The following is a 26,840-nucleotide window of genomic DNA, read 5'->3' as shown; positions in this document are numbered from 1 at the left end:
GGCTCTGTGACCCGTAGCGCAGGCGAGGGCTCGGCTGCAAGCGCGCTGAGCTGCGCGAAGCGCTCGCGACGGCGCTCGAACGACGCTACAGAGATCTCACTTCGTGGCGCCCTCCCCTCGCCCCGCTTCTGCCTCTTCCCCCGACACCGACGCGGAGGTGCCGCTCGCCGCGCCGCGCGCCCCCGGCGAGAACGGCGCGCCGCTCGCCCCCGGCGAGAACGACGGCGCGCCGCGAGGCGCGCGCGGCAAGCGGCGCCGCCGCGCCCTGATCGCGGCGCTCGTGGTCGTCGCCGTCGTCGCGGCCGCCGTCGCCGCGCTCGTCGTGCTCGGTCCCCCCGCGCTCCGCCGGCGCATCATCGCCGAGGCCCGCGCGCGCGGCGTCGCGCTCGATCCCGGGAAGATCGACGTCGATCTCCGCTCGATCCGCCTGCGCGACGGCCGCTTCTCTCTCCTCGGGGTGCGCGGGCTCTCGGGCACGGTCTCGCGCACCACCATCGAGCTGCGCGGGCTCTCGCCCGCGCGGATCGCGACGGAAGGCGTCGAGCTCACCCTCGTGGGGATCGACGCCCTGGAGGATCTGCCGGCGTGGGTCGCGCAGTACGGCCCGCGCGCGGCGGCGCTGCCGCTCACCACGGGCCGCGTCCGCCTGGGTCTCCGGGATCACGGAGGTGGACCGGAGGTGCTCGCGCTGGCCGACGGCGCCCTCGAGCGGCGCGCGGCCGCCCCGGTCGAGGGCGCCGCCGCGCCGCCCGGCGCGCCGCGGCCGGAGATCGGCGTCCTGAAGCAGGCTCGCGTGCTCGTCGCCGGCAAGGAGATCGCGCGCACCGACATCGCCTGGTCCATCGGCGCAGCGTCGATCTCCCTGGGCCTCGGCGGCGAGGACCTCGTCTCCGCGCCGCTCAGGGCCGAGCTCCGGCCGCGCCCCTCGCCGAGCGCCACGATCGAGCTCGCGCCGACGCCGCTCTCCGCCGTGGGCGCGCTCCTCGGCGTCGACGTCGGCGCCTCGACGATGGTCGTCGCCGGAACGCTCGAGCTGCGGCTCGCGGATGGGGCGGACAGGACCGCCCTGTCCAAGGCGCCGCTCGAAGGGCCGATCGCGCTCACGGTGAAGGGCTTCACCCTGCCCCACCCCAAGGAGCTCGACGGGCTCCTCTTCGGCAACACCACGACCGTCAAGGCGGACGCGCGCCTCTCTGCGGACCGCCAGCGCGTCGCGCTGAGCGGCGTGGAGGTCGCCGCCGGCGCGCTGACGCTCAAAGGAACGGGCACCGTCGAGCGCAACGGCGCGGACGCCGCGATCGCGATGGATCTATCTGGATCCATCCCATGCTCGCTCCTGGCTGGCTCTGCCGCGATGTCGCACCTGACCGGCGCCGTGGGGCTGCTCGCGCGCGACCTGGTGAGCCGCACGCTCGCGGGCTCGGTGGCGGTCCAGGTCCGCGTCGACGCGCGCGCGAGCCGGCTGACCGCCGCCCGTGTCACGCCGAGCGCGATCCTCCGATGTAAACTCCGCTTCTAGCGGATCGCTCGGCCGCGCCGGGTCCCGCGACCCGGAACCGAGGACCCGAATCCCGGGAGAAGAGCGCTGGCATCTCACCAACGAAGCGAACAGGCCATGGAATTTTCCCATCCTGGCGTTCAAGGTGCCCCGTCGTGGCTCGACGGTTGATATGCTTTTTCCCGGCGCTTTCGCTTCCGAGCACCCCTGTCGCGCGTTGCCGCCCTTTGCGGGTGGACTCCGTCCGAGCGCCGCGAGGATCGATGAGGGAGGATGGCGGAGGACGCATGTCGAGGACGATCTGACGCGATGAACCACGGCGCGGAGCACGGGAAGCGCGGCGCACGCTCGACGCGCGACGGCCGCGCTGACACGTTGTTCGACGAGGAGCCCGCGATGCGCTCTGGAGCTCTCCCCCTCGCCGCTCGGCTCACCTCGCTGCTGGGGCTCGTGGCGATCTTCAGCGCTGCCTGCGACGGCGGTCTCGGCGCCGGCATGGACGACGCCCTGGGCGGCGGGGGCGCGACGGCGGCGTCCTCGTCGTCCTCGTCGTCCTCGTTGGTCTCCGTGACATCGGGCGGAGGCAGCGGCGCGGGAGACGGCGGGGGCGCGGGAGACGGCGGCTTCGGGGGAGGCAGCGGCGGAACCGACGAGCAGGACTTCCCCCTCGACACGACGCCCCCGGCGCCCTGCCCGCCCGACATGGCGGAGGTCGAGGGATACTGCATCGATCGCTTCGAGGCGCCGAACGTGGAAGGCGCCCTGCCGCTCGTCATGGAGAGCGCCGTCTCGGCGCGCGCCTGGTGCGAGGAGCGCGGAAAGCGCCTCTGCACCGAGGACGAGTGGGACACGGCGTGCCAGGGCCCCGAGGCGTTCGTCTATCCGTACGGGAACACCCACGAAGCGGAGCGCTGCAACGACAACAAGACGTGGAGAGCGCCCGACGAGGGCGCGCTCGGCTCCTGGCCTTCCAGCGAGGCGCTGGCCGAGGTCCAGGCGCTGTACCAGGCCGAGCCGAGCGGCGCGCGACCCGGGTGCGCGAGCGCGTTCGGCGTCCACGACATGGCGGGGAACGTCGAGGAGTGGGTGGTGCGCACCCGATACCACGTCAACGAGTATCCTCACGTCCTCAAGGGCTGTTACTGGTCCGGCTGCTTCGGCGGCGCGAAGCCGCGGTGCGGCTCCACGAACCCGGCGCACGGGGACGGGTTCCGCTACTACGAGACCGGCTTCCGGTGCTGCCGTGACGTCGAGTGAGCGAGCCGGCGGCGACGATCCGGCCCACACGGGCGCGGCTCGATCCGGCCCACACGGGCGCGGCTCGATCCGGCCCACACGGGCGCGGCTCGAGGCGCGGCGCGCAGCGGGCGTTCGGCGCGACCGCAGGCGGCGCGGAGGACGGACGCGATCCCGCGCCGAGGCCTCGCGACAGGCGCCCTGAACGAAGCGCTTCCCCTCGGTTCGGCCGCACGCTAGGGCACCGTGAACGGTGCTGACCTTACCGAGAGAGCCTCGCCCCAGCCTCGACCTCGTGAAGGACGCGATCGCGGCGTTCGCGCTCAAGGGCCGCGGGCGCGCCCGCCCGGACGATCTCGACGCGCGCGACCCGGCGTTCATCGCCCGGGTGCTCCCGCTGCTCGGCTTCCTCTACGACGACTACTTCCGCTGCGAGACCGAGCTCGAAGAGCAGCTGCCCGACGGCCCCTTCCTCGCCGTGAGCAACCACAACGCGATGACGGGAATGCCCGATATGTACTGCCACATGACGGCGTTCTGGCGCCTTTATGGGCCCTCGCGGCTCTCCTACGGGCTGATGCACGATCTCCCGTTCAACGTCCCGAAGGCCGGCGCCTGGCTCAACGCCTGCGGCGCCATCGCCGCGAGCCCGGAGAACGGGCGGCGAGCGCTCGCCCGCGGCGCGGCGGTCCTGGTCTTCCCCGGCGGCGATCTCGACGCGTGCAAGCCCACCTCGGCGCAGTACACGATCCGCTTCGGCCGGCGCCGCGGCTTCGTCCGGCTCGCCATCCGCGAGGGCGTGCCGATCGTGCCGATCGTGAGCGTGGGGGCGCACCAGTCCCTCTACATCGCCACGGATGGGAGCAGGCTGGCCAGGTGGCTCCGCCTGCCCGAGCTCGCGCGCTCGAACGTCGCGCCGCTCGGCCTCGCCTTGCCGTGGGGGCTCATCGCCGGCATCCCGATCCCCCATGTGCCCCTGCCGGTGAAGATCCACACGAGGGTGCTCCGCCCGCTGCACCTCGGGCTCCCGAGAGAGGCCGCGAGCGACCCGGACGAGGTCGAGCGCGCATTCGCGCGGATCGTCGGGCGCATGGAGGCCGGGCTGGACGAGCTCCGCGCGGCGGGCAGGCACGGTCTCTTCCCACGTGGTTGATGGGCCGCGTGGTTGACGGGCCGCGTGGTTGACGGGCCGCGTGGTTGATGGGCCGCTTGGTTGACGGGCGAACCGCAGGAGAATGGCGGCGCCGTGGCGTGCGGTGGCGTCCGGAGAGCGCCCATGGCCCGAGCGGGCGGCGCGCGGCGCTCCAAAACCAGCGGGCGCGCGACAAAGGGCGCTGGGCCTCGCGCGGCGCTCGGAAAACCGAGTCCGTTCATGTAGGCTTGAACGCCAGCCGTGACCCCCGACCGCACCGCGCAGCTCCTCGCACCGCTGGCCCAGCCGGGAGAGCTCATCGCAGCCAAGTACCGCGTCGAGCGGGTCGTGGCCATCGGCGGAATGGGCGTCGTGCTGGCGGCGCGCAACGAGGATCTCGACCAGAAGGTCGCCATCAAGATCCTGCGCCAGGACGCCCTCGCGAACCAGGAGGCCGTCACGCGCTTCCTGCGGGAGGCGCGGACGGCGGCGCGCCTGTCGGGCGAGCACGTCGCGCGCGTGTTCGACGTCGGCACGACCGAGACCGGCGTGCCCTTCATGGTGATGGAGTTCTTGACCGGGCTCGATCTCCAGCAGGTCATCGATACCCACGGTCCGCTGTCGATCCAGGACGCTGTCGATTACGTGCTGCAGGCGCTCGAGGCCGTGGCCGAGGCGCACGCGGCCGGCGTCGTCCACCGGGACATCAAGCCTTCGAATCTGTTCCTCGCCGAACACGCGGACGGCACACGGCACATCAAGGTCCTCGATTTCGGCATCTCGAAGGGGCAAGGCCTCGACTCGCCCGCGGAGCCGGGGCTCACGTCGACGAAGCAGGTGATGGGCTCGCCCGGGTACATGTCGCCCGAGCAGATGATGGCGCCGAGGACCGTCGACGGGCGCGCCGACGTCTGGTCGTTCGGTGTGCTGCTCTACACGCTGGTGACGGGCGAGCCGCCATTCCAGGGCGAGACGGTCGCCGCGGTGATGGCGAACATCCTGCACCAGCCGGTGCCGCGGCTCCGCGACAAGCGCAGCGACGCGCCGGCCACGCTGGAGCGGATCGTCTCGCGCTGCCTGGAGCGCGACGTGAGCGAGCGGTACGCCAACGTCGGCAAGCTCGCGCAGGCCCTCGAGCCGCTCGGGTCGAGCTTCGCGAAGCTCTCGACCTCGCGCATCCAGAGCGCGATCGGCGCGGCGTCGCCGGCCGGACAGACGTTGCTCAACTCGAGGGCGGCCGAGGACAGCGACAGGCTGTCCGGCGCGTCATGGTCGCACACGAGCAACCGGCGCCGCTCGCGGCGCAGGCTGCTCGTCGCCGCCGGCGTGGCCGCGTTGCTGACCAGCGCGGCCGGGGCGGGCGTGTGGCTGGTCGCGAGCGTGCGCGTGGCGCCGCAGGCGCCGAGCGCCGCCGTGCCACGCCAGCCCGAGCGCGCCGCGGTCGACGCGCTCGGGCCCGAGCCCCCCGCTGCAGCGCCGGGCGCTCCGGCCGCGACCGCCAGCGCAACGACCGAGGCGTCGAGCCCGGCGGCGCCGGTTTCTGCGCCGAGCGCGGCTCCCACGGGCAGCGCTGCAGCCGACGCGCGCCCGAAGGCGACCGCCTCCGGCGCGCCGCTCAAGCCGGGCCGCCCGCCGAGACCGCCGAGGTCGACCAGCGAGGACGAGATGCTGAGGAGCCGCCATTGAGATCGTTACGAGCGCGACACGCGGGCGCATGGCTCGCGCTGCTCTGTGGGACCAGCCTGACCTCACCGCTCCTGGCGCAGCCGACCGCGGCGGACAAGGCGCTGGCCGAGGGGCTGTTCCAGGACGGCAAGAAGCTCATGGACGAGGGCAAGCTCCAGGAGGCCTGCCCGAAGCTCGCGGAGAGCCAGCGCGTGGATCCCACGGTCGGGACGCTGCTGAACCTGGCGGTCTGCCACGAGAAAGAGGGCAAGACGGCCAGCGCATGGGCCGAGTTCACGGAGGCGTCCTCGCTCGCCGCGAGCGCCGGGCAGCAGGATCGCGCCCAGTTCGCGGCCAAGCGCGCGTCCGAGCTGGAGGCCAGGCTGACGCGCCTCGTCCTGGACGCGGCGCAGGCGACGCAGGCGGCTCCTGCGATGACGATCACGCTGAACGGCAAGGAGCTGAGCGCCACCGCGGCCACGGGCTCGGGCATCCCCGTGGATCCGGGCACGGCGGCGATCGAGGCCAAGGCGCCGGGCAAGCAGCCCTGGTCGCAGCGGGTGACGCTCGACGCCGGGCCCAGCACGACGCGGGTGACCATCCCGCCGCTCGCGGACGTCGCCGTTCAGGAGGCGAAGGCGGCTCCCCCTGCCCCGCCGCGCCCGCCGTCTGCCCGCCCGGCGGCCGCGAAGCCCGAGGCGACCGGCAACCCGATGCGCGCGCTCGGCTTCGTCGCTGGCGGCGTCGGGATCGCCGGGATCGGCGTGGGGGCGGTGTTCGGGGTGCTGACGATGCAGAAAGCGGGGGACGTCGAGGAGGGGTGCAGCGGCAGCTTCCGCTGCAGCCACGCGGACGTCGAGGCGAACGAGAGCGCCCGGACGACCGCGATGGTCTCGAACATCGCGGTCGGCGCCGGGCTGGTGTGCCTCGGGGCCGGCGTCGCGATGGTGCTGATGTCCCCGCGTTCGCCGGAGCAGGCTGCCACGGTCGAGCGCGTGTGGGTCGCGCCCAGCGTCGCTTCGGACGGGGGGCGCTTGGTGCTCGGAGGCCATTGGTGATGCGAAGCTCGAAGTGCTCTGCCGTGACGCTGGCGCTCGCCGCGCTCGCGCCGGGCCTCAACGGCTGCGCCGAGATCGCGGGGCTCGAGGATCGCCAGGTGATCCAGCTGATGACGATCGCCGAAAACCAGGCGGACCCTCGCGCCATCGCACTCGACGAGGAGGCGATCTACTGGATCAACAAGGGGAGTGACGGGAGTCAGGGGAGCTTCACGGGCGGCGCGCTCCGGAGGCAGATCAAGGACGACTGGGCGGTCATCGATCTGCTCGAGCCTTCCAACGAGGTGCCCGACGCGATCGCGCTGGACGCGACTCACGTCTACTGGTCGAGCACCGACGCCGCCTTCAAAGGCGAATGCGACCCCGACGAGGGGGACACCCGAGACAAGCTGCTGAAGCTACCGAAAGCAGCGCCGATCCCCGCCGCTGGCGGGGAGATCCTGTGGGGTAGCTGCGGCGCCGCAAGCGCGATCGCGCTGAGCGCCGACAACGCCTACAGCGCTCGGCCGAACGCCAACCGCATCACCTCGGTGTCCAAGCAGGGCGGCAGTCGAACGAACCTGACGGAGGGCGGCGAGCCGGCGTACGTCGTGATCGACGGCCCCCTCGTCTACTGGACCGATCCCAAGAACAAGACGCTCTCGGTCATCGACATCAGCGGTGACGCCCCCAAGAAGGAGCTCTTCTCGGAGCTCGAACCGCCGGGGCTGCTCGTGCTGGATGAGGCCAACCTCTACTGGCTCCACGGCAACAACGTCATGCGGTATCCGCGGAGCGGAGCGGGTGGAGACGCCGCAGTGCTCCTCCTCGACGAAGATCTGCCGAGCCCTCCCGCCGGGATCGCGACGTATGGGGACTACCTTTACATCACCGCCAAGGAGGCGAAGAGCGTCTACCGGCTCCGCAAGGACGGCGCCGGCGGTCCGCAGGAGATCGCGGCGAATCAAGAGGGCCCGACGGGCATCGCCGCGGACGCGACGGGCGTCTACTGGACGAACTCCGGGTCGGGGCAGATCGTCCGCTTCAACGACGAGTGACGCGCAGCCTCCAGCCTGGCGGCCGCCTTGCGCGGACCGCTGGGCCCTCCTGGGCTCAATCGATCTGCAGGTGGTAGTGGGGCGGCCGCGACTCCTCGAGCGCGAACACGCCCCCGACCTCGTCGACGCCCTCGAGGAAGGCGCGCTTCTCCGCGGGTGTCATGTCCCGGTTCCGGATGTCGACGGCGCCCTCCCGGAGGTGCGCCGAGATGAACACGCCGCGATCGATCTGGGCGCGGATCACCCGCTCGAGGGCCGCGATCATGGCCTCCGGCGGGTGCTCGGCCGAGCGCCCCTCCTCGTAGGCGCTCTTGATCTCGCGCGCCGCCGTCTTGTCCTTGTAGAGGCCGAGGACATCGGCGCCGTGCCGGAAGAGCTCGTGCATCGCCTCGGCCTGCCGCGCGGGATCCCGCGTGCCGCTCGTGACCACGAGCTCCTTTCCGGTTCGCCGGAAGTAGGCGGACGCGATCTCCGCGACCTTCTGCTCCACGGCGGGCGGGAGCTCGACGCCAGGCAGGACCACGTAGCGGAGCTCCTCGTCGGCCTCCGCCGGCCTCGCGCCGGGCGCCGGAGCGCGCGCGGGCGGCTCGGCGTCCGGAGGCTCGACCTCGTCGCTCTCCTGGACTTGCAGCGACAGCGCCCGGGCCGCGGGACCGTCGGGGACCCAGAAGCCGAACCACCCTACCCGCGCGCCGAGGGCGGTGGCGGTCGCAGGCGGGCGCGGCGTCCCGACAGGCTCGGGCGCCGGCGCGGCCCGGGAGACGCAGCCTCCCGCGGCGAGCGCGAGGGCGATGAGGGCGGCGCGGCGAGCGCCCTGGAGAGCGGAGGAGCGCGAGCACAACATGCGAGTCACGAGCGCCTCCTACTTCGTGATCGTGAACGAGGCGCGCGCGAGCTCCTTGCCCGCCGCGTCGCTGACCGTCACCGACCAGAGCCCCGCCGCGCGCGCCTTCCGCGTGGCAGCCCACGTACGGAAGCGCCGCTGCGCGCCGACCGCGAGGGGGATGCGCAGCGGCGGGCCGCCATCGGGCGGCGTGAAGGCGACGCTGATCTCCGAGGTGGCCTGGTCCTTGTTCGAGAGCTCGACGAAGGCGTAGAGGCGGTCGATCTCCGCGCTCGCGAACGAGGTCGCCGGCTCGATCGGCTCGCGGCCGGCGATGCCCTTCGAGACGACGAGCCGCGTCACCTGGAGCTCGGGCGCCCGGGCGGCGCCCTCTCCCACGCCGCCCTGCGCCGCGCCCGCGGCGGTGCGCGCCTCCTGAGCCGACCCCGACCTGCGGCGACGCTCCCGCGCCGGGCCGCGGGCGGGCGACGCGTCCGCCGCGCCGAGGCGGTCTGCGTCGCTGCGGCCCTCCTCCGCGGCAGCGCCGCTCGCGGCGGCCCGGAGCGGCCCCGCCGCGGATCGCGCCTCGCCCGCCGCGGCCGCGCTCGCCTGCCCCTCGGCCCCGCCGCCCGGCCTCCCCTCCGCCGCGCGGCTCAGCGCGGGAAGGTCTTCGCGGGAGATCCGCGCGATCGCCTCGCTCGGATCGCTGCAACCGAGCCCCGCCCCGCCGAGAACGGCGGCGACGAGCGCCAGGACCATGGTTTTCCGTGTCGTTCCCCGGGTGTCCACACCGACGAGGTGCCACGATTCAGCGGAGGGGGCGAAAAAACGGCAACCCGACCGCCATCGACCCCGGCGGCTCGCGCCGGACCCACGAGCGATCGTCGCCGCACGCTGGACGCGGGGTCCGGGACGCAGCCATCCCGAGGCTCCGAGATCGCGTCATGGAATCCCTGATGTGTGGCAGCACCGCGTCGCGATGTGCCGGCGCTCCGGTGGGAGCGCACGTCCGCAAGGCGCCTCGCGGCGCTCCGGGTCAGTGCTTCGGACGGGACCGGCGCGGACCGTTGGTCGACTCGCCCTCTGGCGTCGTAGCGAAGCTGGTGATCGCGCTGTCTTCGATCATCAGGATGAGCAGGCCCCCGCTCGCGCCTCGTGCCGTCCTCGCCCGGGATCCCTGGCTTGTCTCCCGCGACGGGTGGTCCGAGCTCTCCGCTGCGATCCGCTTCATCTCCAACTCCTTCAAGACTTCAGTCCTGCTGTTCACGCCCCGGCCGGCTGGCCTGCGTGGACTTCCGTGCACCGCGTCTGGGGCGAAAACTGAACCGGGCGCGAGAACGCCAATGTTCGCAGAATAGTCACGGATCCGACCGAAAATCACCTGGAAAGCGCCGCGCCCGGTGAGTTCGCTCCGGCAGAGGCTCAGGTGTCGCTCATGTGTCGCTCATGCGTCGCTCATGCGCATATTTCCGTTTCAGCTGGGAACCATCTGGATTTCATCGGGATTTCCGCGGGAGGTCGCGCGGCAGCGCGACAGGGATTCAGCGGCGGCCGAAGCCGGAGAGCTGGCGGGTTGCGGCCACCACCTCGTCGCAATCGATACAGCGCATGAGCCCGTCGACCAGTTCCATGCTACCGAGGCTGCCGCACTCCGGGCAGCGGTTGGCGAGCTGGTGCTTGCTCTCCTCGCAGAGCCGGCTCTGCTCTGCCTCGGCCTCCGCCTCGACACGGAAGATCTCGGCCGGCGTGCGCGCCTCTCGCTTTCGGTCGTCCATGGCGCGCAACGTATCATGTGCTCGGCGCGCGCTGCGAGCGCCGCGCTCGCAGCCGCTCGGCCTCTCGCTCGCTCACCGCGCGGACTCGATCATGCTCCGGAACGCCGACCGCGCCGACTGCACGGTCTCGTCGGGCCCGACGATCCTGAAGAACCAGTTTCCGCGATCCGGCGTCCTCACCGCCGCGCCGACGAGCCGGTAGTTGTCCTTCACCATCTCCACGGGCGATCGCTTGCGGGCGCCGGACTGCGGCCCGAGCGCGATCTTGTAGGTGCCGGCCACCTCGACCAGCTCGACCGGCATGCCGCGCACCTCGAACGACGCGCGCCTGGCCTTCGCCCCGACGTCGCCGTCGAACTGGGCGAACCACTCGTCGAAGCGCGCGTCGACGTCTCCCTTGCTCCCCGGACCGAACGAGAGGACCTGCACCTCGGCGTCCTCCTTGTCGTTCGCCGCCCTCGGCACCTTGTAGAGGGCCTTGCGCGGGCCGGCGCGCGGCACGTCGAGCGCAGCCCAGCTCCCCGGAACGTCCCACTCGAGCCGCGCGGCCGATGGCGCGCTGGAGACGGCCGGCGGCGGCTCCGGCTCCGCCGGGGTCCTCGAGCAGGCCGAGACCGCGAGCGCCATCACCGCCGCTCGAGCGAACGACACCCGGCGTGGGAGCATGGGGGCGCTTCTACCACCGCGCCCTCCACCGAGGCGCAGGATTTCGATACCCCGCGCGGCAGGGAACCGCGATCCTCTCCTCGTGCGACGAGCCGCCCGAGCGGGGGGACGTCGCGCGCGCTGGAGGGGCCCGGCCGCGATCCGGGCGCGGGCTCGGGTGTAAGCCATCGGCCCTGCTCGCACGTAGAAGAGACGCTCCGGCCAGGGAGAGGGAGAGGAGACGGCGCGCATGGATCAGATCGGCGAGTACCTCGTTCGACGCCTCGTCGGCGAGGGCGGGATGGGCAAGGTCTACGAGGGCGAGGAGCGCCTGTCGCGCCGGCGCGTCGCGCTGAAGGTGCTCCGCCCCGAGCTCGCCCGGAGCGAGCAGGGACGCCGGCTCTTCCTGAACGAGATGCAGATCCTCGCGCACCTCGAGCACCCGAACATCGTCCGGAGCCTCGCCAGCATCGAGGCCTCCGGCGAGCTCGTGATGGTGCTCGAGTACCTGGACGGCCAGACGCTGCGCTCCGTCCTTGGCGCCGCGGGCCGCCTCCCCTGGCCGGAAGCGGTGCGGATCACGGCCAGCGTGGCGAGCGCCCTCGCGGCGGCCCACGGGCAGCAGCCGCCCGTGATCCACCGCGATCTCAAGCCCGAGAACATCATGGTGCAGCGGGATGGCGGCGTGAAGGTGATGGACTTCGGCATCGCCAAGGTCGTGGAGGCGATGAACCAGACCAACACGCAGAGCGTCGGCACCCTGCAGTACATGAGCCCGGAGCAGATCGACGCGCGATCCATCGATCACCGCTCGGATCTCTACTGCCTGGGGCTCATCCTGTACGAGGCGCTCGCCGGCAGCCCGCCGTTCCAGTCGGCGTCGCCGCGGGAGCTGCTCAACCTGCAATGCACGGCAGAGCCGCCGCCGCTCGGCGACGACGTGCGGAGCGGGCTGCCCCGCGGCGTCGAGCAGCTGCTCTTCCAGCTGCTCGAGAAGGCGCCCGAGGATCGGCCGTACCTCGCTCAGGACATCGTGGATCGGCTGGAGCCGTTCCAGACCGCGGTGAGCGCGCCGCTCCGCGCCGGAGACCGCGACCGCGCGAGCGCGCCGGGCGCCGCGCGCGTCGCCGGCGGAGCGGACGCGCCTCGCGCCGACACGATCGCGCTCGTCGAGCAGATCGACCGGCCGCGCGACGTCCCGACCCGGCTCGCGATCGCGATCATCGCGACGCTGTCGGCGCTCGCGGGCCTCGGGACCTGCGCGCTGCGCTCGACGAACGGCGCGCCGGAGCCGCCCGCCAGCACCGCGACGCCGGCCGCCGCGGAGGGGGCGCGGTGAGGCGAGCGTCGCCGGAGCAGGCAGGCTACACGGAAGGCGCGCCCCTCCCGGCCGTGGGCGGCGCCGCGCGGTGGCGCTGCGGCGCGGGCGCAGGAGAAGAGCTGTGGCGGCTCGGCGCGGCGGACCAGGACGCGCCGGCAGGGCCCGAGCCCCAGGCCGTCGCGGCGCGCCTCCTGTCGCTCGGGAGCGCCGGCGTCGGCGGCTTCATCGACGGCGGCGTCGCCTCGCCGGCCGAGGGCGAGCGCGCCGCCGCGGCGGGCCCGGACGGCGCGCGCGTCTGGCTCGCGCGGCGGCTCGCGGGCGCGCCCCTCTCGGACTGGATGCGCGCGCGGCGCGGGCCCGTCCCCTTCCAGGAGGCGCTCGGGCTCGCCATCCAGGTCGCCCGCGCGCTCGCCGCGTGCGAGCGCGCCAGCCTGTTCCCGGGTCCGCTCTCGCCCGACGCGGTCCTCGTGGACGACGCGGGCCGCGTGACGCTGCCCGCGAGCGCGCTCGTCGCCGCCCTCGTCGGCGCGTCGGCGAGCCGCGGCGCCGCCACGGCGCCCCGCGCCGAGGGCGCGCGGGTGTCCTCGGAGATCCCGCCGCTCTGGACGCCGCCCGCGCAGGCCGACGGCGCCATCTGGGACAGCGCCGCGAACCGGTACGCGCTCGGGCTCGTGCTCTACCGCCTGCTCGCGGGAGAGCACCCGTTCGCGGGCGCTGGCCTGCGGCACGCGCTCGGCGAGGCCGCTCGCGCGGAGCCGCCGCCGTTCATCGAGGGCGTCGCGGCCTCGCTCCCCGCGGGCCTGCAGGGCTACGCGCTGCGGCTGCTCCATCCGGACCCGTCGGAGCGGCCGCCGCGCGCCGAGGAGATCGCCGATGCCCTGAGCGGGTTCCTCGACGAGCGCCCCCCGGCGCTTCCGGTGCACGCCGCCCGGACCTCCCGTCGCGCTGGCGCGGCCACCTCGGCGAGGACCGGCCCCGCGCCGCGCGCGCGCCCGGGCGACGCGAGCGGCGCGGGCGACGCGGGCGACGCGGGCGACGCGGGCGATCGCCGCCCGCCGCGCGGCCCCGCCGGCGCCGCGGCGCGGCTGTGGCGGATCGCGCCGCTCGGCGCCGGCGCGCTGATCGCGTCGGCCGCGCTCGCGCTCTCGCGGGGTGAGCCCGGTCCAGCGGCGCCACGCGCGGTCGCCGTCGCGCCGGTCGCGCCGCTCGCGCAGGCGCGGACGGCGGCGGAGGACTGCGCCGCGTGCCACGGCCGCCAGGCCGCGGAGTGGCGCCGCTCGGTGATGGCGCACTCGGTGAAGAGCCCGCTCTTCAACGCGCTGGAGAGCCTCATCGAGGAGCAGGTCGGGCGCACCGCCGACTGCCCGAACGGCGCGGGCATCCTGCGCAAGGCCGATCCCGCGCGCGCCTGCCGCGACGAGCGGAGCGGCGTCGCCGTCACCGGCTCGGGCGGCGAGCACTGGTGCGTGAACTGCCACAGCCCGGCGGAGAACCTCGACGCCGCCATGCCCGCGTGGGACGGCCGCGCCGGCGGCGATCCCCGCACGCGCCTCCCCGTGCGCGACCTGCTCACCCGGCGCGGCCTGGAGGGGATCTCCTGCGGCTTCTGCCATCAGGTGCACGGCCCGGTCGGCCCGCGCGGGCGCGCCGGGTACCAGTACCAGGGCAACCCCACGTGGACGTCCTTCGTGACGGGCGCAGTCTTCCCTGCGCGTCCCGAGGACGGCCGCGGCCTGTTCGGGATCGCGAACAGCGGCTACGACCTCCGTCCCGAGGAGCTGCTGCTCCCCTCGGGTCAGGGCGCGGCCGCGCGCGCCGGGCTCCCGCCGGCGGGATCGGCGGGCGCGGTCGAGCCCGTGGTGCACGGTCGCCCGTCGGCGAGCGCGAGGGCGTACCTGCGCTCCAGCGAGTTCTGCGGGGCTTGCCACGACGTGCGCCTCTTCGGCAGCGACGCCCTCGCCGCGGCGCGGGGCGAGCACTTCAAGCGGCTGCGCAACGCCTACACCGAGTGGTCGGACTGGGCGAGGTCCGAGGAGCGCGCGGGCCGCCCGGCGGCGACCTGCCAGGACTGCCACATGAGCACCTATCCGGGCGTCTGCGAGGCGGCCCCGGCGGCGGGCGCAGCGCAGGCGTCGCCGGGAGATCCCGAGTGCCCGCCCGGCACGCGCTTCGCCCCGCGGAGGCCGGGCGCGCGCCCGCGCGGCCGGATCGCGGATCACTCCACCGCTCCGGCGGACGTCGCGACCCATTACTTCTCCGGCGTGGATGTGCCGCTGTCGGACGAGTTCCCCGACGCGCTCATCGATGAGCCGTCGCTCGACGTGCACGGCATTCCGGCGGGCGCGCGCCGCCGCCGCGATCTCTTGCTCCGGCACACGTTCCGCTTCGAGCTCGGCGCCGCGCGCCGCGCCGGCGCGGCCGGGGATCGCGTCGAGATCCCGATCGAGATCGAGAACACCGGCGCCGGGCACAAGGTGCCGGCCGGCTTCAGCCAGGAGCGCGAGTTCTGGGTTCACCTCGTGGTGAGGGATGGAGAGGGGCGTGTGGTCTACGAGGTCGGCCGGATCGACCGCGCCGACGAGGATCTGAGAGACAAGGTGTTCAACCGGGTGACCACCGATCCAGACGCGAACAGCCCCTTCGCGCCGGCGGGCGCTCGAGGCGGGCTGTTCGGCGCGGACGTGCGCGACGGGCCTGATATCCCCCTCTGGACCCCACCCCCGCGGCTCGGCGGCACCTCGTTCCGGGGGCGGGGGCTCATCAACTTTCAGAACGGCTTTCTGCGCTGTGTCCGATGCATCGGCGTCGTGGCCGCAGACGGCACCTGCCAGGCCGGGCCCGGCCAGGGGCTGCACCACGCCGATCGGTTCACGGACGGCGAGTACGACCTGGACACCGGCGCTTGCGGCTCGAACCTGTCGGGGCAGAACGCCTTTCTAGAGACCTATTTTCCTGTCGGCGCGCTGGACGCGAGCCGTGGCGTCGTGAAAGGGCCGGACGCGATCATCGATACGCGCTCCGTGCCGCCCGGCGTGCCGATCCGGTACACCTACGATCTCCGCACGGGCCAGCGGCGCGGCCCGCTCCGGGCCGAGGCGAGGCTGCTCTTCCGGGCGTTTCCCCCGTTCCTGATCCGTGCCTTCGCCGCGTACGAGCGGGAGCAGGCGCGGCGCGGCCTGCGGCCGAGCGGCCCGCTGGTCACCGACGCGATGCTCGAACGCCTCGAGATCGTCGAGCTCGCGCGGGCCGATGTCGAGATCCCCTGAACCGAGGTCGCCGAGATGGAGCAACGGACGCAACGGACGCAACGGACGCCAACGACGCGACGGACGAGGCAGGGACCTCGACGCGCCGGCCGACAAAAAGGGACGAGCCCCTACCCCGGCCTGCGGGGTAAGGGCTTCGCTGGTCAGGCGCTGACGAGCTCAGCGCGCCGTGGTCATGAAGCGTGTCGCCGTCGATCAGGGAGGGGGCGGGGGCGGCTCGGTCGGGAGCGGATCGGGCAGCTTGGCCAGCCTGCCGATCCGGTAGGGGCGCGTGGTGGGGGAGTAGTAGCTACTCTGCGACGACGTGACGCTCCACGTGAAGCCGAGCAGGACGCCCGAGAACGAGTCGGCGTACACACGCACGTAGCCCGTCCCGGCGCCCGGCGTCATGTAGCCGCCGGTGCACGGCCCGCTCCACCGGCTATCCTTGTACTTGCCCTCGGAGCACCCGTGCGACGAGCTGGTCGAGTCCGCGATCGGCACCGCGAACTGCTCCGTCCTCGAGTAGCGGGGGTTGATCTGCGGGGTAATCTTCTCCGGCGCGCCGGTGACGATCATCGTGTGGCCGGCGAAGGTGCCCGTGGCGCCGATGGTGAAGACATCACCCTTCTGGATGTCGGCCGCACGTTCGACAAGACGGAAGTACGTCTCGAACCCGGAAGGGTTCGCGCCGACCTTCGGGCTCATGTCGACGAGATCGAAATAATAATCGGACGTCGGGCTGTTCTTGCCCCACATCGAATACATGTCCAGGCTGGAGTACCCCATCGCCTTCTGCAGCGACAGCGTGAAGAAGCACGCGGCCTTGGTCATGCCGGTCCACGCCTTCGACTGGTCAGGGTCGTCCCAGTTCATGAAGCACTCGGGTTCAGTGCCCCACTCGTTGCTTTCGGCGTTCTCGATGAACTCGAGCGCCCAGTCCTCTGCCCCCTTCGCGCTCGCGGAAGCCGAAGCAAGCGTGATGAAAGACGCGGCAGCCAGGGAAGCAACAGCCAAACTCGTCGTGCGCCTACTCATACTTCTACCTCGTTGATTTCGAATGACATTGCATGTGCACTCTAGAACAGATGCTAGTCATTTCATGCCGAACCATCAAACGAACCCTGGCGCCGAAGATGCCGAGTCTAGCAGGATGGATATTCACTGTAATCGGCCTGGGTGTCAAGGCATTTTCGGGACGCTCGTCCTTTTTCTGCACCTTCTTGAACGTGAAGTAAGACCATGTCGTCCCTTACGACAGCGGATGCGCGACGGTGTGGAGCGACGGTATCCGACGCCATGACACGGCGGCCTCGTCTGCTCCGCGTCCGCGTCCACGTCCGCGTCCACGTCCGCGTTCTTCGCGCCGGTTCTGCTCCTTACGCTCCTTGCGTCCCTTGCCCCGCTCCTGTCGACCTCGCTCCGGAGGGCGGCTCGGGCCGTGCTCGCGCGGCGAGGGCGGGTCGGGAGGAGCGGCGGTCTGCGTCCTTCGACCAGGAGACCTGCTGATGCCCTCATCGGACCACACCCACGGCGGCGCGCGCGACGCAGGGTCTGACCGCCCCGAGGCGTGGCCGCCGGCGGTGTTCGACGCCCCCTTGCTGCGAGGGCTCGACGAGCGCGCCCGGCGTGAGATCGCCGGGGCGGGGCGGCTCCGCTCCCTCTCGCCGGACGAGGTCGCCTATCGCGCGGGCGACGCCGGCGACGCCTTCTTCGTGGTCGCGTCCGGGCGCGTCGCCCTGCGCGCGACGCGCCGCGGAGACGATCGCGATACCGAGGTGCGCACCGCCGCCACGGGCGACGTCGTCGGCGAGGAGGCGGTCGTGGGGATGTCGCGCAGGACCACCGCAGTCGCGCTCGCCCCCAGCGTGCTCGCCGAGATCCCGGTCCACCTGTTCCGGCGCGCCGCCGGTCGCTCCGGCAAGGCCGAGATCGCCGAGAGGCTCGAGCGCGCGCTGCGGAGGAGCGCGACACGCGACCTCCTCGGCACCCTCGCCTTCACGCGTGACCTGGACTCCGACGACGTCGAAATTCTACTTGACGCAGTGAGTCATCGGCGCTTCGAGCGCGGTCAGACCATTTATCGCACAGGCGATCCGGCCGCCGAGCTCTGGCTCATCGCCGAGGGGATGGTGCAAATTCAAACCGAGGATGGAGATCGGATTCATGTGCGCGCATACCTCACCCGAGGTGATTTCTTTGGAGACGTCGAGCTCGACGGCGGCCGCTGCCGGGCGGCGAGCGCCGTGGCCAGCGGCGCCACGGCGCTCCTGGCCGTACCGTCGAAGACGTTCGCCGCGCTCGCGCGGAAGCACCCTGATCTGATCCCCCGACTCCGGCGCATCACCGGCGAGCACCACGAAAGGCAGGAGGCGGTCATCGCCGGCCATGCGCGCAATCACACGGCGCACCTCTTCAGGGACCTCTATCGGCTTCAGGCCGCGCGGTCGCTCCTGGTCATCGATCTCGAGACGTGCGCGCGCTGCGGACACTGCGCGTGGTCGTGCGCCGACGTGCACGGGGTCTCACGGCTGGTGCGCCGCGGAGACAAGGTGCGCGCGCGGGTGGACGACGCGGAGCAGGCCGCGCAGAAGGAGGCGCCGCGCAGCCTGCTCTTGCCGAACTCCTGCCAGCACTGCGAGAGCCCCGCCTGCATGATCGAGTGCCCCACCGGCGCCATCGGCAAGGACACCGGGGGAGAGGTGTTCATCCGGGACGCGCTCTGCACCGGCTGCGGCGCCTGCGCGAAGGCGTGCCCGTGGGAGAACATCGCGATGGCGCCGCGCCCCGCGGCCGCGCCGCGCCCGGGAGGCGCGGGCTTCGCGGACATCGCCGTGAAGTGCGATCTCTGCCGCGATCACGACGGCCCCGCGTGCGTGAAGGCCTGCCCCACGGGCTCGATCTTCCGCGTCAACCCGGCGGAGGAGATCGCCGACGTGCGCGACCTGCTCGGCGGGGCGCGGCGCGAGCAGGAGCGCGCCTCCGCGCCACGGAGCGGCGCGGCGCTCGTCGCGGGCAGCGCGCTCGCGGCGGCCGGGCTCGGCGCGGCGGGGCTCTCGGCGCACGCGCGCGGCGGCGCGCGCCCGGGCGAGGGCGCCGCCTTCTCGGCGGGCGTCGCCGCCGCGGTCGGCATGGCGCTGCTGCTGCTCTACGCGGTCCCCAAGCGCGCGGGGCGATGGGCGTGGATGCGGCCCAGGCGGCGCGGCGACACGGCCGTGGAGGGCGGCGATGCCGCGCCCGTGAAGAGCCGGCTCCGCCCGCAGCTGGCCGGGCACCTCGCGATCGGCCTCGTCACGGCCGGCCTCGCGCTCGCGCACGCGCCGTGGCCCCGGTCCGGGCGCCCGACGCTGGGCGCGGCGCTTCACCTCGTGTTCTGGGCCACCGCGGCGGCCGGCGCCTTCACGGCGATCGCGTACCGGCTCGCGCCGCGGCGCCTCGCCCGGATCGAGCGCACCGCGGCGCTCCCCGAGGATTTCAGCGCCGCCCGGCGCGAGCTGCTCGACCGCTTCTACCGCGAGGTGAGCGGGCGCAGCGACCTGGTCAAGAAGATCGTCGAGAAGATCCTCGTGCCCTACCTGCAGAGCCCCCTCGGCCCGCTCGCGCTGCTCGCGTCGGGGCGCGGACTTCCCGAGGAGGAGCGCGCGCTGCGCGCCCGCATCGACGCGGTCCTCGAAGGGCGCGGGGCCGAGCGGCTCGCCGGCCTGGCGGAGCTCATCCGCCTCGCCGTGGAGCTGCGCGCGCTCCCGGCCCAGCGCGCGCTCCTCGCCGCGCTCCGCGGCGGGCTGCCGGCGCACATCATCACCTTCGGCGTCGCCGCGGCGCTGCTCGTGCTCCACGCGATGACGGCGGCGAGCGTGCCTCGATGAGCGGGCGCCGGCCCGGGAGCGCGCGCACGCCGCCCCACATCGCCGCCGCGAGGCGCGACGGCGCACCGAGATGGCCCGGACTCGCTATGAAATGGTTGCGAGGCATGGCATTTCTTTGTGCGCCGCGCGTGTGCGCCGCGACCGCTTTTCGCGCATCACGCAACACGCAGCCGAGAGGCCTGGACTTTGCCTTCTGCACCCAGGTACAATTTTCCCGACAGCACCCTAGTGGAAGGTAGAGAAGCCGATGGCTGGTCCTTCGACCAAGTGGATGGGAGCGCTCTCCCGATCAGGCTCCCCCAGCGCGTGGGCGCCGAGAGCGCTGCTGCTCGTGACGCTGCTCACCGCGTCGGCCCTCATCGCCGGATCGTGCCGTGGAGGCAACAACGCCGGTGAGCCGCCGCAGCCGGGGACGGACTGGCCCGACGCTGGGCCGGGGACGGGCGACCCGTGCGTCGACGGCGAAGAGGTGGAGTGTCACGTCACCGTCGGCGAGCACGAAGGTGTGCTGACGTGCCTCGACGGGATCCGGCGCTGCGAGGACGGGCGCTACGGCAGCTGCGACGGGACGATGACGATGCGGAGGTCGCCGTTCGGCTCGGCGCCGCGGGGGAGCGGTGAGGGCGGGTATCCGCGCCCGCTCGCCAACTCCGATGCCTCCGACGGCGGACTGTGTGCGACCAACCCGTGCGATCCGACGTGCCAGTCGTTCGAGGAGACGCCGGACGGGGGGCCCATCAGCCTCGGGGGGACCGGCCCGACGTACACGTGGGCGGTCGGCGACATCAACGAGCTGCCCGAGGACGTCGCGCGGGAGGGCACGCACCAGCCGTGCACGACCAGCGAGGACTGCCAGTTCGACCAGTACTGCGACGACCCCGCACGGGGCGCGTGCGTTCACGATCCGTGCGGGACCGGCGTGTCGCTGCTGGAGAATTGCAGCGGGTGCGCCAAGAAGGTCTGCGACGCGAACCCGAACTGCTGCACCTATACGACCGTACCGGCCGACTGCGGGCATGACGCCTGCGTGGCGGCTCCCGGCGCCGCGACCAACATGACCACGACCTGCGGCGACGCCTGCATCGCGACCATCTGCGCGAACCATCCGCGCTGTTGCGATATCACGTGCGCCACGACGATGGAGTGCACTGCCATCATCGGACCGTACAGCAACTGCGTCGCCCCAGGCCGCTGCAACCCGCCCAACATGGGGCCCAGCAGCGGCATGTGTCCTACGGGAACCGTGCTGTCGGGTGGCCGCTGCACCGGGGTCTGGAGCGCGACCTGCGCGGGCTATGTTGCCACGGAGTGCGGTGGCAAGACGTGCAGCGCGACCGTGCCGAAATGGGACGCGAGCTGCGTTGCCCTGGCCGGGTCGTTGTGCGGCTCCACCTGCGACACCGATCCCGGCTGCGCGCACGACAAGTGTTACACCGGCGAACGGCTCATGTCGGGGTGCAACGAGTGCGTGGGGAAGATCTGCGATGTGGCCCCCAACTGCTGCAGTACGGGGCCGGACGGCGGGTGGACACAGAGCTGCGTCGACCTCGTGGAGAGCGTCTGCGGCGAGACCTGCCCGCAAAAAGGCCTCTGCAAGTCGTACCAGCCGAACGAGACGGACCCGACGTGCTCCCTGCCGGACCTCACGATCGGCGTGCCCTGCGGCGGGACGATCCCGGTCTGCAACCGCGGCACCACGCCGGCCCCGGCGGGAATCGCCATCCACCGGTATGATTCCACTGCAAACCAGCTGCCGTCCTCCGCCCCGAACCGGGTCCTGAACGCGTGCAACCCGACGGGTGGCACCCTCGCTTGCGCGACGACGGAGCCGATCGCCCCGGGTGAGTGCATCAGCGTGGCGGGCTGCGTCGGTGTCGCCGACGGCGTGGAGCTCATCGTCAATCCCCCTGGCGCGATGCACATCCCCGAGTGCCGGTGCGGCAACAACGGGAGCATCTATCAATCGGCCATGTGTGAGTCGCCCGCCTGCATCGCGACGGCGAGCGTATCGCTGGTCAGGCCGGTCACCCTGTTCGTGGCGCTCGATCGATCCACCTCGATGCGGCGGTCAACCATCGCGACGTCCGACGACACCATCAACGATCGATGGTATCCAGCTACGGACGCGCTCAAGGCCTTCTTCCAGGATCCGGCGTCGGCCGGGCTAGGCGTCGCGTTCCGGTTCTGGCCGCACAACAATCCGGGCACCTGCGACGGCTCCTCCTGCCCCACCGGCGGAGGCGGCTGCGCGAACCCGCTCGTCCCGTTCGATGGCACGGCCGCCCGGCGGCTGACCGAGGACCCCGCGCCGTGGGATCAGCAAGAGAACGCGCTCGTCAACGCGATCAACAGCGTCGTTCTGCCCAACGGCGACACGCCGATGTCCGTGGCGCTCGACGGCGCGACGTCCTGGGCGATCACCTACAAGAACGCCCATCCTGAGGAGGAAGTCGCGGTCGTGCTCGTCACCGACGGCATCCCGTCGGACTGCAACACCGTCCCCAACGCGATCGGAAACCTGGCGCGAAACGCCTTCGTGAACCACGGCGTTCGCGTGCACGCTGTGGGCTTCGGCAACTCGAACGCGGAGATCATCAACCTCATCGCGGACCAAGGCGGAGGACAGGCGTTCAACCTGAGCGCTGGCTTGACGCTGAAAGGTACCCTCCTCAATGCGCTCGTCTCGATCCGCGGAGAGGCGCTGCCCTGTGACGTCACCGTCCCCATCGCGGGCGTCTCGGATCCAGCGTCGGTGTCCGTCGTCTACGAGAACGCCGCCGGCGTGGAGACGACGCTCACGCCCCGGGCCGGGGTCGGCAGCTGCGGCGCGGGGGGCTGGTACTTCGATTCCGGGAACACGCACGTGAAGCTCTGTCCGACGACCTGCTCCACCGTCCGCGAGAACCCGGGCGGGAAGGTCCGGGCCGTCGTGCCGTGCACGACGACGAGCGTCACGGCCATGACCACGGCGTGGGAGCAGTACCACGGCGTCTGCCCACCGGGGACCAAGACCCAGTGGGGATACCTCAGGTACAGGACGACGACCCCGGGCGACTCGAGCGTCGAGTTCTTCGTGAGAGCGGCGGATGACCCCGCCGACCTCGCCTCGGCGACGGTCAGGACCGCCGCGACCGCCCACGCCACGCCGACCGACACCCGGATCTGCGATGAGACCTCGGCGCCGCCGTGCGCGGTCGATCTCTTCGACGTGCTGCAAGAGTTGCCGGACGCTCGAACGGAGTACCTGGAGGTCCGGATGAGGCTCAATCCGACGAGCAGCGGGGGAGGCGGCGTTCAGGTGCAGGACTGGGAGATCACCTATTCATGTCCGGATACCGAATGAACCGAAGCACCATGGCAGCTGCGCTCTTGTGCGCGGCAGGGGTGGTCGCGGCGTGCGGCGGCGATGACGAGGCCGGGCGGCCGAGGCCCCCGGGGCTCTCGAGCGGGGCCGGCACGGCTGGAGGCGGCGACGGTGGCGGGGGCAGCGGGGGCGCCCCACCGGGCGACTGCGGGAACGGCGTCGCGGAGCAGGGCGAGGCGTGCGACGGAACCGACCTCGGGGGCACGACCTGCCAGAGCCTCGGCTTCGATGCCGGCGAGGTCCGGTGCAGCGCCGACTGCACCCCCGACGCCTCGGGCTGCTCGGGCGTCGAGGTGTGCCAGGACGGGCGAGACAACGACGGCGACGGCGCCGTCGACTGCGACGATCCGGAGTGCGACGAGGCCTGCGCGGACATGTGCGCCGCGCCTGTGGCGCTCGCGGATCCCGGGGCCGCGACCGGCGACACAAGCGGCCACGCTGCCGTCCACAGCAGCTGCTCGCTGGGAAGCCCGGGCGTCGCCTACACGTTCACCGCGACGACCACCGGGTTCCTCGACGTGGTGCTGACCCCGCACACGGACGCGCCGCTCGTCGCCGAGCTGCGCAACACCTGCGACGATCCCGCGACCCGGGTCGAATGCGGCATGCTCAGCGTCGGCGCGGGGATCGACAACCGGCTGACCGTGCCGGTTCGCGAGGGCGAAGCTTTCTATGTGATCGTCACGGGAGCCGACGCGGACGAGGCAGGGGCGTTCGAGCTCGGCGTGCGAAGCCGACAGACCGCCTGCGGGGACAGCATCCAGGATCCGACCGAGGAGTGCGACAACGCCCTCGGCCAACCGGACGACGGCTGCAACGATAGCTGCCAGCTCGAGGCGACCGAGGTGGAGCCCAACAACAACATCGCCTCCGCCAACACCTATGAGATTCCGTTCTTCGCCGCGATCGGTCCCCCGATCAATGATGACCCGGACGTCGATGTCGTGCGCGTCACCGTGCCGAGCGGGCCGACGGTCCTCACCGCGGAGACCGCGGCCGTCACGAGCTCCGACTGCCTGAGCGGCCGGCTCGACAGCGTCATCGAGATCTTCGATGCAAGCGGCAACTTGATCGTGCGACGCGACCGCGGGGAAAACGGCCTTTGCGCCCGTGCCGTCGCGCCGTCGCTCGCCGCGGGCGATTACTATGTTCGCGTCTCATCCTTGCTCGGCGCCGTGTCGGAGACGTTCCCGTACCGCCTCGACGTGACGCTCGTCCACGAGGTGTGCGGGGATGGCACGATCAGCGCCGGGGAGCAGTGCGACGACGGCAATACGGACGCTCTCGACGGGTGCAGCCCCGGCTGCCGCTTCGAGCTCGACGAGACGGAGCCGAACGGCACCCCCGCGCAGGCCGACGCGTACGCCGCCTCATGGCTCGCGGAGATCTCGCCGGCAGGCGACGTCGACGTGATCGCCGTGAGCGTGCCGGGGCCTCGCTCGACGCTGTACGTGAACGTCGGCGATAACAATACCGAGGCTTGTCTGAGGGGGCAGATCGACAGCTACATCGAGATCCTCGGGGAGGACGGGACCACCGTGCTCGCGTCCGACGACGATGGAGGGGTCGGCTATTGCTCCTACGCCTCGCTCACCGACCTCGCCGCGGGCACGTACTATGTGAGGCTCCGCGCCGCGCCCCTCGTCCCCGACGCGACCTTCTTCTATCGATTGAATGTCACGCTCCTCTAGCCCGACCGGCGGAGGCCGCCGTCCGGCGGCGCCGCCATCCGGCGACGCGGACGACGCGGCGCGCCCGCCCGATCCCACGAGGACGCTCTACCGCGCCGATCTCTCCGATCCGCGCCAGCGCGCCGCCCAGCCGCGGGAGGTCGTGCGGGGGCGCGCCGCGCGCCGCGCCGAGGCGACCTCCGACGTCACCCGCTTCCGGGGCGTGCTGCCGGCCACGCTCGCGGGCGCCGTCGCGACGGGCGTCGCGGCGCTGCTCTTCCCGCCGCCGGGGGGGCACGCGGCGCCGGGGCCGCTCTCGCTGCCCCACGCGCGCGCGCAGCTCGCGTGCGCGTCGTGCCACGCCGAACAGGCGCCCTCCGCGCCGCAGGAGGCCACCGCGGCGCGAGAAACCCGGGAAGCCGCGCCCTCGCGCGGCGCCGCGGCAGGGGCCCGCATCGATCAGGCCTGCGTGGGGTGCCACGGCGCCCACGGCTCCACCCGCAGGAGCCACGGGCAGCTGCTCGCGAGCGGCGCGCTGAGCTGCGCCACCTGCCACCCCATCCACCGCGGCGATCAGGGCGTCGTGTTCGATCCAGCGAGGCCGCCTGTGCGCTTCGCGCCGGGCGCCGAGGTCGAGCTCCCGAGGTCGGCCTTCCGCCCGGGCCAGCCGGCCACCGTCGCGATCGTCACGGCGGGGAGCTGCGCGCCGTGCCACGACCTCGCCGCGCCGCGGGATCCCATCGCGCGCTGCCTCGTCGCGGCGCAGGCGCCGCTCGGCGACGCCCGTCCGATCACCTGCTTCGACGAGCACCGCCCTGCCCTCCCCGAGGACGCAGCGACCGGCCGCGCAGGCGGCGACCCACGCCCCGCCGGCCGCAACGCCGGCCGCGCAGGCGGCGGCACGAGCCCCGCCGGCGTCTGCGGCGGCCAGCACACCGAGGACCGCGCCCTCGCCTGGGACGCGGCGCGGGACGCCGCCGCGGCCTTGCCCGTCGTGAAGGCCGGCGCCGCGCCCGGCGCGCCCGCCCTGCTCTGGATGGGCGCGGGCCTCGCCGCCGCCGCCCTCGCGTTCGCGGGCGCCCGCGGCGGCCACGCGCTGCGCGCGCGCCGCGCGCGGCGAGCGGCGCGCGACGCCGGGGGCGAGGACGCGATGCTCCGCCCCGCGGCGCGCGTGCGCCTGCCCCGGATCGACACGACCACCTGCCTCGGCTGCTACGCGTGCGTCGACGCGTGCCCGTACGACGTGCTCGCCGTCGAGAAGTACGTCGCGGTCGTGGCCCGCCCCGAGGCGTGCTGCGGCCTCACCCTGTGCGAGCAGCGCTGCCCCAACGGGTCGCTCACCATCGAGGGCGGCGCCCCGATCGCCGATCGCCCGCGCCTCGGCGACGACCTCGGCAGCCTCGACGTGCCGGGCCTGCACCTCGCCGGCGACGTCACCGGGCTCCCGCTCATCAAGAACGCCATCCACCAGGGCGCGCACGCCGCGACGCGCATCGCGGAGGACCTGCGGCAGGCCGGCCCGCGCGGCGCGAGCGGTCAGGAGCTCGATCTGCTCATCGTGGGCGCAGGGCCCGCCGGGATCAGCGCCGCGCTGCGCGCCAGGGAGCTCGGGCTCTCGTTCGAGGTGATCGAGCAGGGCAGCGTGGCGCAGAGCATCCAGAGCTTCCCGCGCGGCAAGCTGGTCTTCGATCAGCCGCTCGACCTGCCGATGACCGGGAAGCTGTGGCTGAAGGAGTCGACCAAGGAGGAGCTGCTCTCCCACTGGCTCCGCATCGTGCGCAAGGAGCGGCTCCCGATCCTGCAGGACACGCGCATGGTGTCGGTCGCCCGCGCGGCCTCTGCCGGCGCGCCCGCCGTCGGCGCGGCGGCCGGCAAAGACGCGCCCGCCGAGGCGCAGGCCACGGCCGGCTTCGTCGTCGTCACCGAGCCGCGCGAGGGCGGACCGCGCACCGAGCGCCATGCGCGGCGCGTGCTGCTCGCCATCGGCCAGCGCGGCTCGCCGCGCCGGCTTCCGTTCGACCTACCCGCCGAGGTGGAAGGTCGGGTGTACTACCACCTCGCCGACGCCCGGAGCCTCGCCGGCAGCCGCGTGCTGATCGTCGGCCTCGGCGACGTCGCCATGGAAGCCGCGATCGCGCTGTCGCGCCAGCCGGCCACCGACGTCACCGTCGTCTACCGGGGCGCCGGGTTCCGCCGCGGGAAGACCCGAAACATCGAGGAGTTACGAAGGCTTGCAGCGGCGTCTCGCCTCTCGCTCCTGTTCGAGACCGACGTCTCCGCCCTCGCCGCAGATCCGGGCGGCGCGCTCGTGGCGACCCTCGCGTCGCCTTCGGGGGACCGGGCGCACCTCTGCGACGCCGTGCTCGTCCTGATCGGGAGCATCCCGCCGTGGAGCGCCCTCCGCGCCGCCGGTGTCCGGCCGACCGTGGAGCCGTCAGATCGTTCCGAGCTCGGCGACGTACAAGGGACCACGCCCGCGGTCCCCGCGCCGTGAGTCCATCGTAA

General features: G+C 72.9%; 17 protein-coding genes. 12 read left to right on the top strand and 5 right to left on the bottom strand.

Annotated features, from left to right (window positions below):
* Window positions 1-103 precede the first annotated feature (103 nt).
* The 6 genes from ACSRUE_RS26510 (at window position 104) to ACSRUE_RS26485 (ending at window position 7,626) form a co-directional block, all read left to right on the top strand.
* Entirely contained in the window at window positions 104-1,519 is a 1,416-nt protein-coding gene (locus ACSRUE_RS26510) for a hypothetical protein (RefSeq protein ID WP_441286019.1), read from the top strand.
* Between the two features lie 375 nt (window positions 1,520-1,894).
* Entirely contained in the window at window positions 1,895-2,755 is an 861-nt protein-coding gene (locus tag ACSRUE_RS26505) for a formylglycine-generating enzyme family protein (RefSeq protein WP_441286018.1), read from the top strand.
* A gap of 274 nt (window positions 2,756-3,029) precedes the next feature.
* A complete protein-coding gene (locus ACSRUE_RS26500; protein ID WP_441286017.1) occupies window positions 3,030-3,887 on the top strand; it encodes a 1-acyl-sn-glycerol-3-phosphate acyltransferase in 858 nt (285 codons plus the stop codon).
* Window positions 3,888-4,127: 240 nt separating this feature from the next.
* Window positions 4,128-5,552: a serine/threonine-protein kinase gene (locus ACSRUE_RS26495; RefSeq protein ID WP_441286016.1), complete on the top strand. Its 1,425-nt coding sequence runs from the start codon at window positions 4,128-4,130 to the stop codon at window positions 5,550-5,552.
* Complete coding sequence (locus ACSRUE_RS26490; protein WP_437766971.1) at window positions 5,549-6,589, top strand: hypothetical protein; 1,041 nt, start codon at window positions 5,549-5,551, stop codon at window positions 6,587-6,589. Before ACSRUE_RS26495 ends, ACSRUE_RS26490 begins: the two co-directional genes overlap by 4 nt.
* Window positions 6,589-7,626 (top strand): hypothetical protein, encoded by a 1,038-nt coding sequence (locus tag ACSRUE_RS26485; RefSeq protein ID WP_441286015.1) that lies wholly within the window; start codon window positions 6,589-6,591, stop codon window positions 7,624-7,626. The genes ACSRUE_RS26490 and ACSRUE_RS26485 overlap by 1 nt, the downstream gene beginning before the upstream one ends.
* 55 nt (window positions 7,627-7,681) lie before the next feature.
* Here the strand turns inward: ACSRUE_RS26485 and ACSRUE_RS26480 are convergent, their stop codons facing one another.
* From ACSRUE_RS26480 to ACSRUE_RS26465, 4 genes are all read right to left on the bottom strand, one after another.
* A complete protein-coding gene (locus tag ACSRUE_RS26480) occupies window positions 7,682-8,470 on the bottom strand; it encodes a hypothetical protein (protein WP_441293133.1) in 789 nt (262 codons plus the stop codon).
* A gap of 18 nt (window positions 8,471-8,488) precedes the next feature.
* Entirely contained in the window at window positions 8,489-9,208 is a 720-nt protein-coding gene (locus ACSRUE_RS26475) for a DUF2914 domain-containing protein (protein ID WP_437766969.1), read from the bottom strand.
* 782 nt (window positions 9,209-9,990) lie between these two features.
* Entirely contained in the window at window positions 9,991-10,224 is a 234-nt protein-coding gene (locus tag ACSRUE_RS26470; RefSeq protein WP_437555038.1) for a hypothetical protein, read from the bottom strand.
* 72 nt (window positions 10,225-10,296) lie between these two features.
* The gene (locus tag ACSRUE_RS26465) at window positions 10,297-10,890 is read right to left on the bottom strand and encodes a hypothetical protein (RefSeq protein WP_441286014.1); all 594 of its coding nucleotides are present in this window, start codon (window positions 10,888-10,890) and stop codon (window positions 10,297-10,299) included.
* 229 nt (window positions 10,891-11,119) lie between these two features.
* Between ACSRUE_RS26465 and ACSRUE_RS26460 the strand changes: the two genes are divergently transcribed.
* Complete coding sequence (locus ACSRUE_RS26460) at window positions 11,120-12,208, top strand: serine/threonine-protein kinase (RefSeq protein WP_441286013.1); 1,089 nt, start codon at window positions 11,120-11,122, stop codon at window positions 12,206-12,208.
* A complete protein-coding gene (locus ACSRUE_RS26455; RefSeq protein WP_441286012.1) occupies window positions 12,205-15,456 on the top strand; it encodes a serine/threonine protein kinase in 3,252 nt (1,083 codons plus the stop codon). Before ACSRUE_RS26460 ends, ACSRUE_RS26455 begins: the two co-directional genes overlap by 4 nt.
* A 195-nt stretch (window positions 15,457-15,651) precedes the next feature.
* Here ACSRUE_RS26455 and ACSRUE_RS26450 read toward each other — a convergent pair whose 3' ends face one another.
* Window positions 15,652-16,452 (bottom strand): hypothetical protein, encoded by an 801-nt coding sequence (locus ACSRUE_RS26450; protein WP_441286011.1) that lies wholly within the window; start codon window positions 16,450-16,452, stop codon window positions 15,652-15,654.
* A 491-nt stretch (window positions 16,453-16,943) separates the two neighbouring features.
* On the opposite strand from ACSRUE_RS26450, the gene ACSRUE_RS26445 reads away from it, so the two are divergent.
* The 4 genes from ACSRUE_RS26445 to ACSRUE_RS26430 all read left to right on the top strand — a co-directional run bounded on the left by ACSRUE_RS26445 (window position 16,944) and on the right by ACSRUE_RS26430 (window position 26,829).
* Window positions 16,944-19,301 (top strand): cyclic nucleotide-binding domain-containing protein, encoded by a 2,358-nt coding sequence (locus ACSRUE_RS26445; RefSeq protein ID WP_441286010.1) that lies wholly within the window; start codon window positions 16,944-16,946, stop codon window positions 19,299-19,301.
* A 247-nt stretch (window positions 19,302-19,548) separates the two neighbouring features.
* Window positions 19,549-22,644 carry a vWA domain-containing protein gene (locus ACSRUE_RS26440; RefSeq protein WP_441286009.1) on the top strand — a complete coding sequence of 1,032 codons (3,096 nt, stop codon included), beginning with the start codon at window positions 19,549-19,551 and terminating at the stop codon, window positions 22,642-22,644.
* An 11-nt stretch (window positions 22,645-22,655) separates the two neighbouring features.
* A complete protein-coding gene (locus ACSRUE_RS26435) occupies window positions 22,656-24,356 on the top strand; it encodes a DUF4215 domain-containing protein (protein ID WP_441286008.1) in 1,701 nt (566 codons plus the stop codon).
* Window positions 24,340-26,829, top strand: a complete 2,490-nt coding sequence (locus tag ACSRUE_RS26430; RefSeq protein ID WP_441286007.1) for an NAD(P)-binding domain-containing protein — start codon at window positions 24,340-24,342, stop codon at window positions 26,827-26,829. The genes ACSRUE_RS26435 and ACSRUE_RS26430 overlap by 17 nt, the downstream gene beginning before the upstream one ends.
* Window positions 26,830-26,840: the final 11 nt, after the last annotated feature.

This window comes from Sorangium sp. KYC3313, from assembly GCF_052075895.1.
Classification (GTDB): Bacteria; Myxococcota_A; Polyangia; order Polyangiales; family Polyangiaceae; genus Sorangium; species Sorangium cellulosum_B.
Note: the sequence above shows the minus strand (reverse complement) of the source record. Positions and strands in the feature narration are given on the sequence as shown.

Coding starts and splice junctions, on each gene's coding strand:
- ACSRUE_RS26480 (WP_441293133.1), bottom strand. CDS start 8,470: ATGTTGTGCTCGCGCTCCTCCGCTCTCCAGGGCGCTCGCCGCGCCGCC.
- ACSRUE_RS26435 (WP_441286008.1), top strand. CDS start 22,656: ATGGCAGCTGCGCTCTTGTGCGCGGCAGGGGTGGTCGCGGCGTGCGGC.
- ACSRUE_RS26465 (WP_441286014.1), bottom strand. CDS start 10,890: ATGCTCCCACGCCGGGTGTCGTTCGCTCGAGCGGCGGTGATGGCGCTC.
- ACSRUE_RS26505 (WP_441286018.1), top strand. CDS start 1,895: ATGCGCTCTGGAGCTCTCCCCCTCGCCGCTCGGCTCACCTCGCTGCTG.
- ACSRUE_RS26430 (WP_441286007.1), top strand. CDS start 24,340: ATGTCACGCTCCTCTAGCCCGACCGGCGGAGGCCGCCGTCCGGCGGCG.
- ACSRUE_RS26485 (WP_441286015.1), top strand. CDS start 6,589: ATGCGAAGCTCGAAGTGCTCTGCCGTGACGCTGGCGCTCGCCGCGCTC.
- ACSRUE_RS26475 (WP_437766969.1), bottom strand. CDS start 9,208: ATGGTCCTGGCGCTCGTCGCCGCCGTTCTCGGCGGGGCGGGGCTCGGT.
- ACSRUE_RS26460 (WP_441286013.1), top strand. CDS start 11,120: ATGGATCAGATCGGCGAGTACCTCGTTCGACGCCTCGTCGGCGAGGGC.
- ACSRUE_RS26445 (WP_441286010.1), top strand. CDS start 16,944: ATGCCCTCATCGGACCACACCCACGGCGGCGCGCGCGACGCAGGGTCT.
- ACSRUE_RS26470 (WP_437555038.1), bottom strand. CDS start 10,224: ATGGACGACCGAAAGCGAGAGGCGCGCACGCCGGCCGAGATCTTCCGT.
- ACSRUE_RS26440 (WP_441286009.1), top strand. CDS start 19,549: ATGGCTGGTCCTTCGACCAAGTGGATGGGAGCGCTCTCCCGATCAGGC.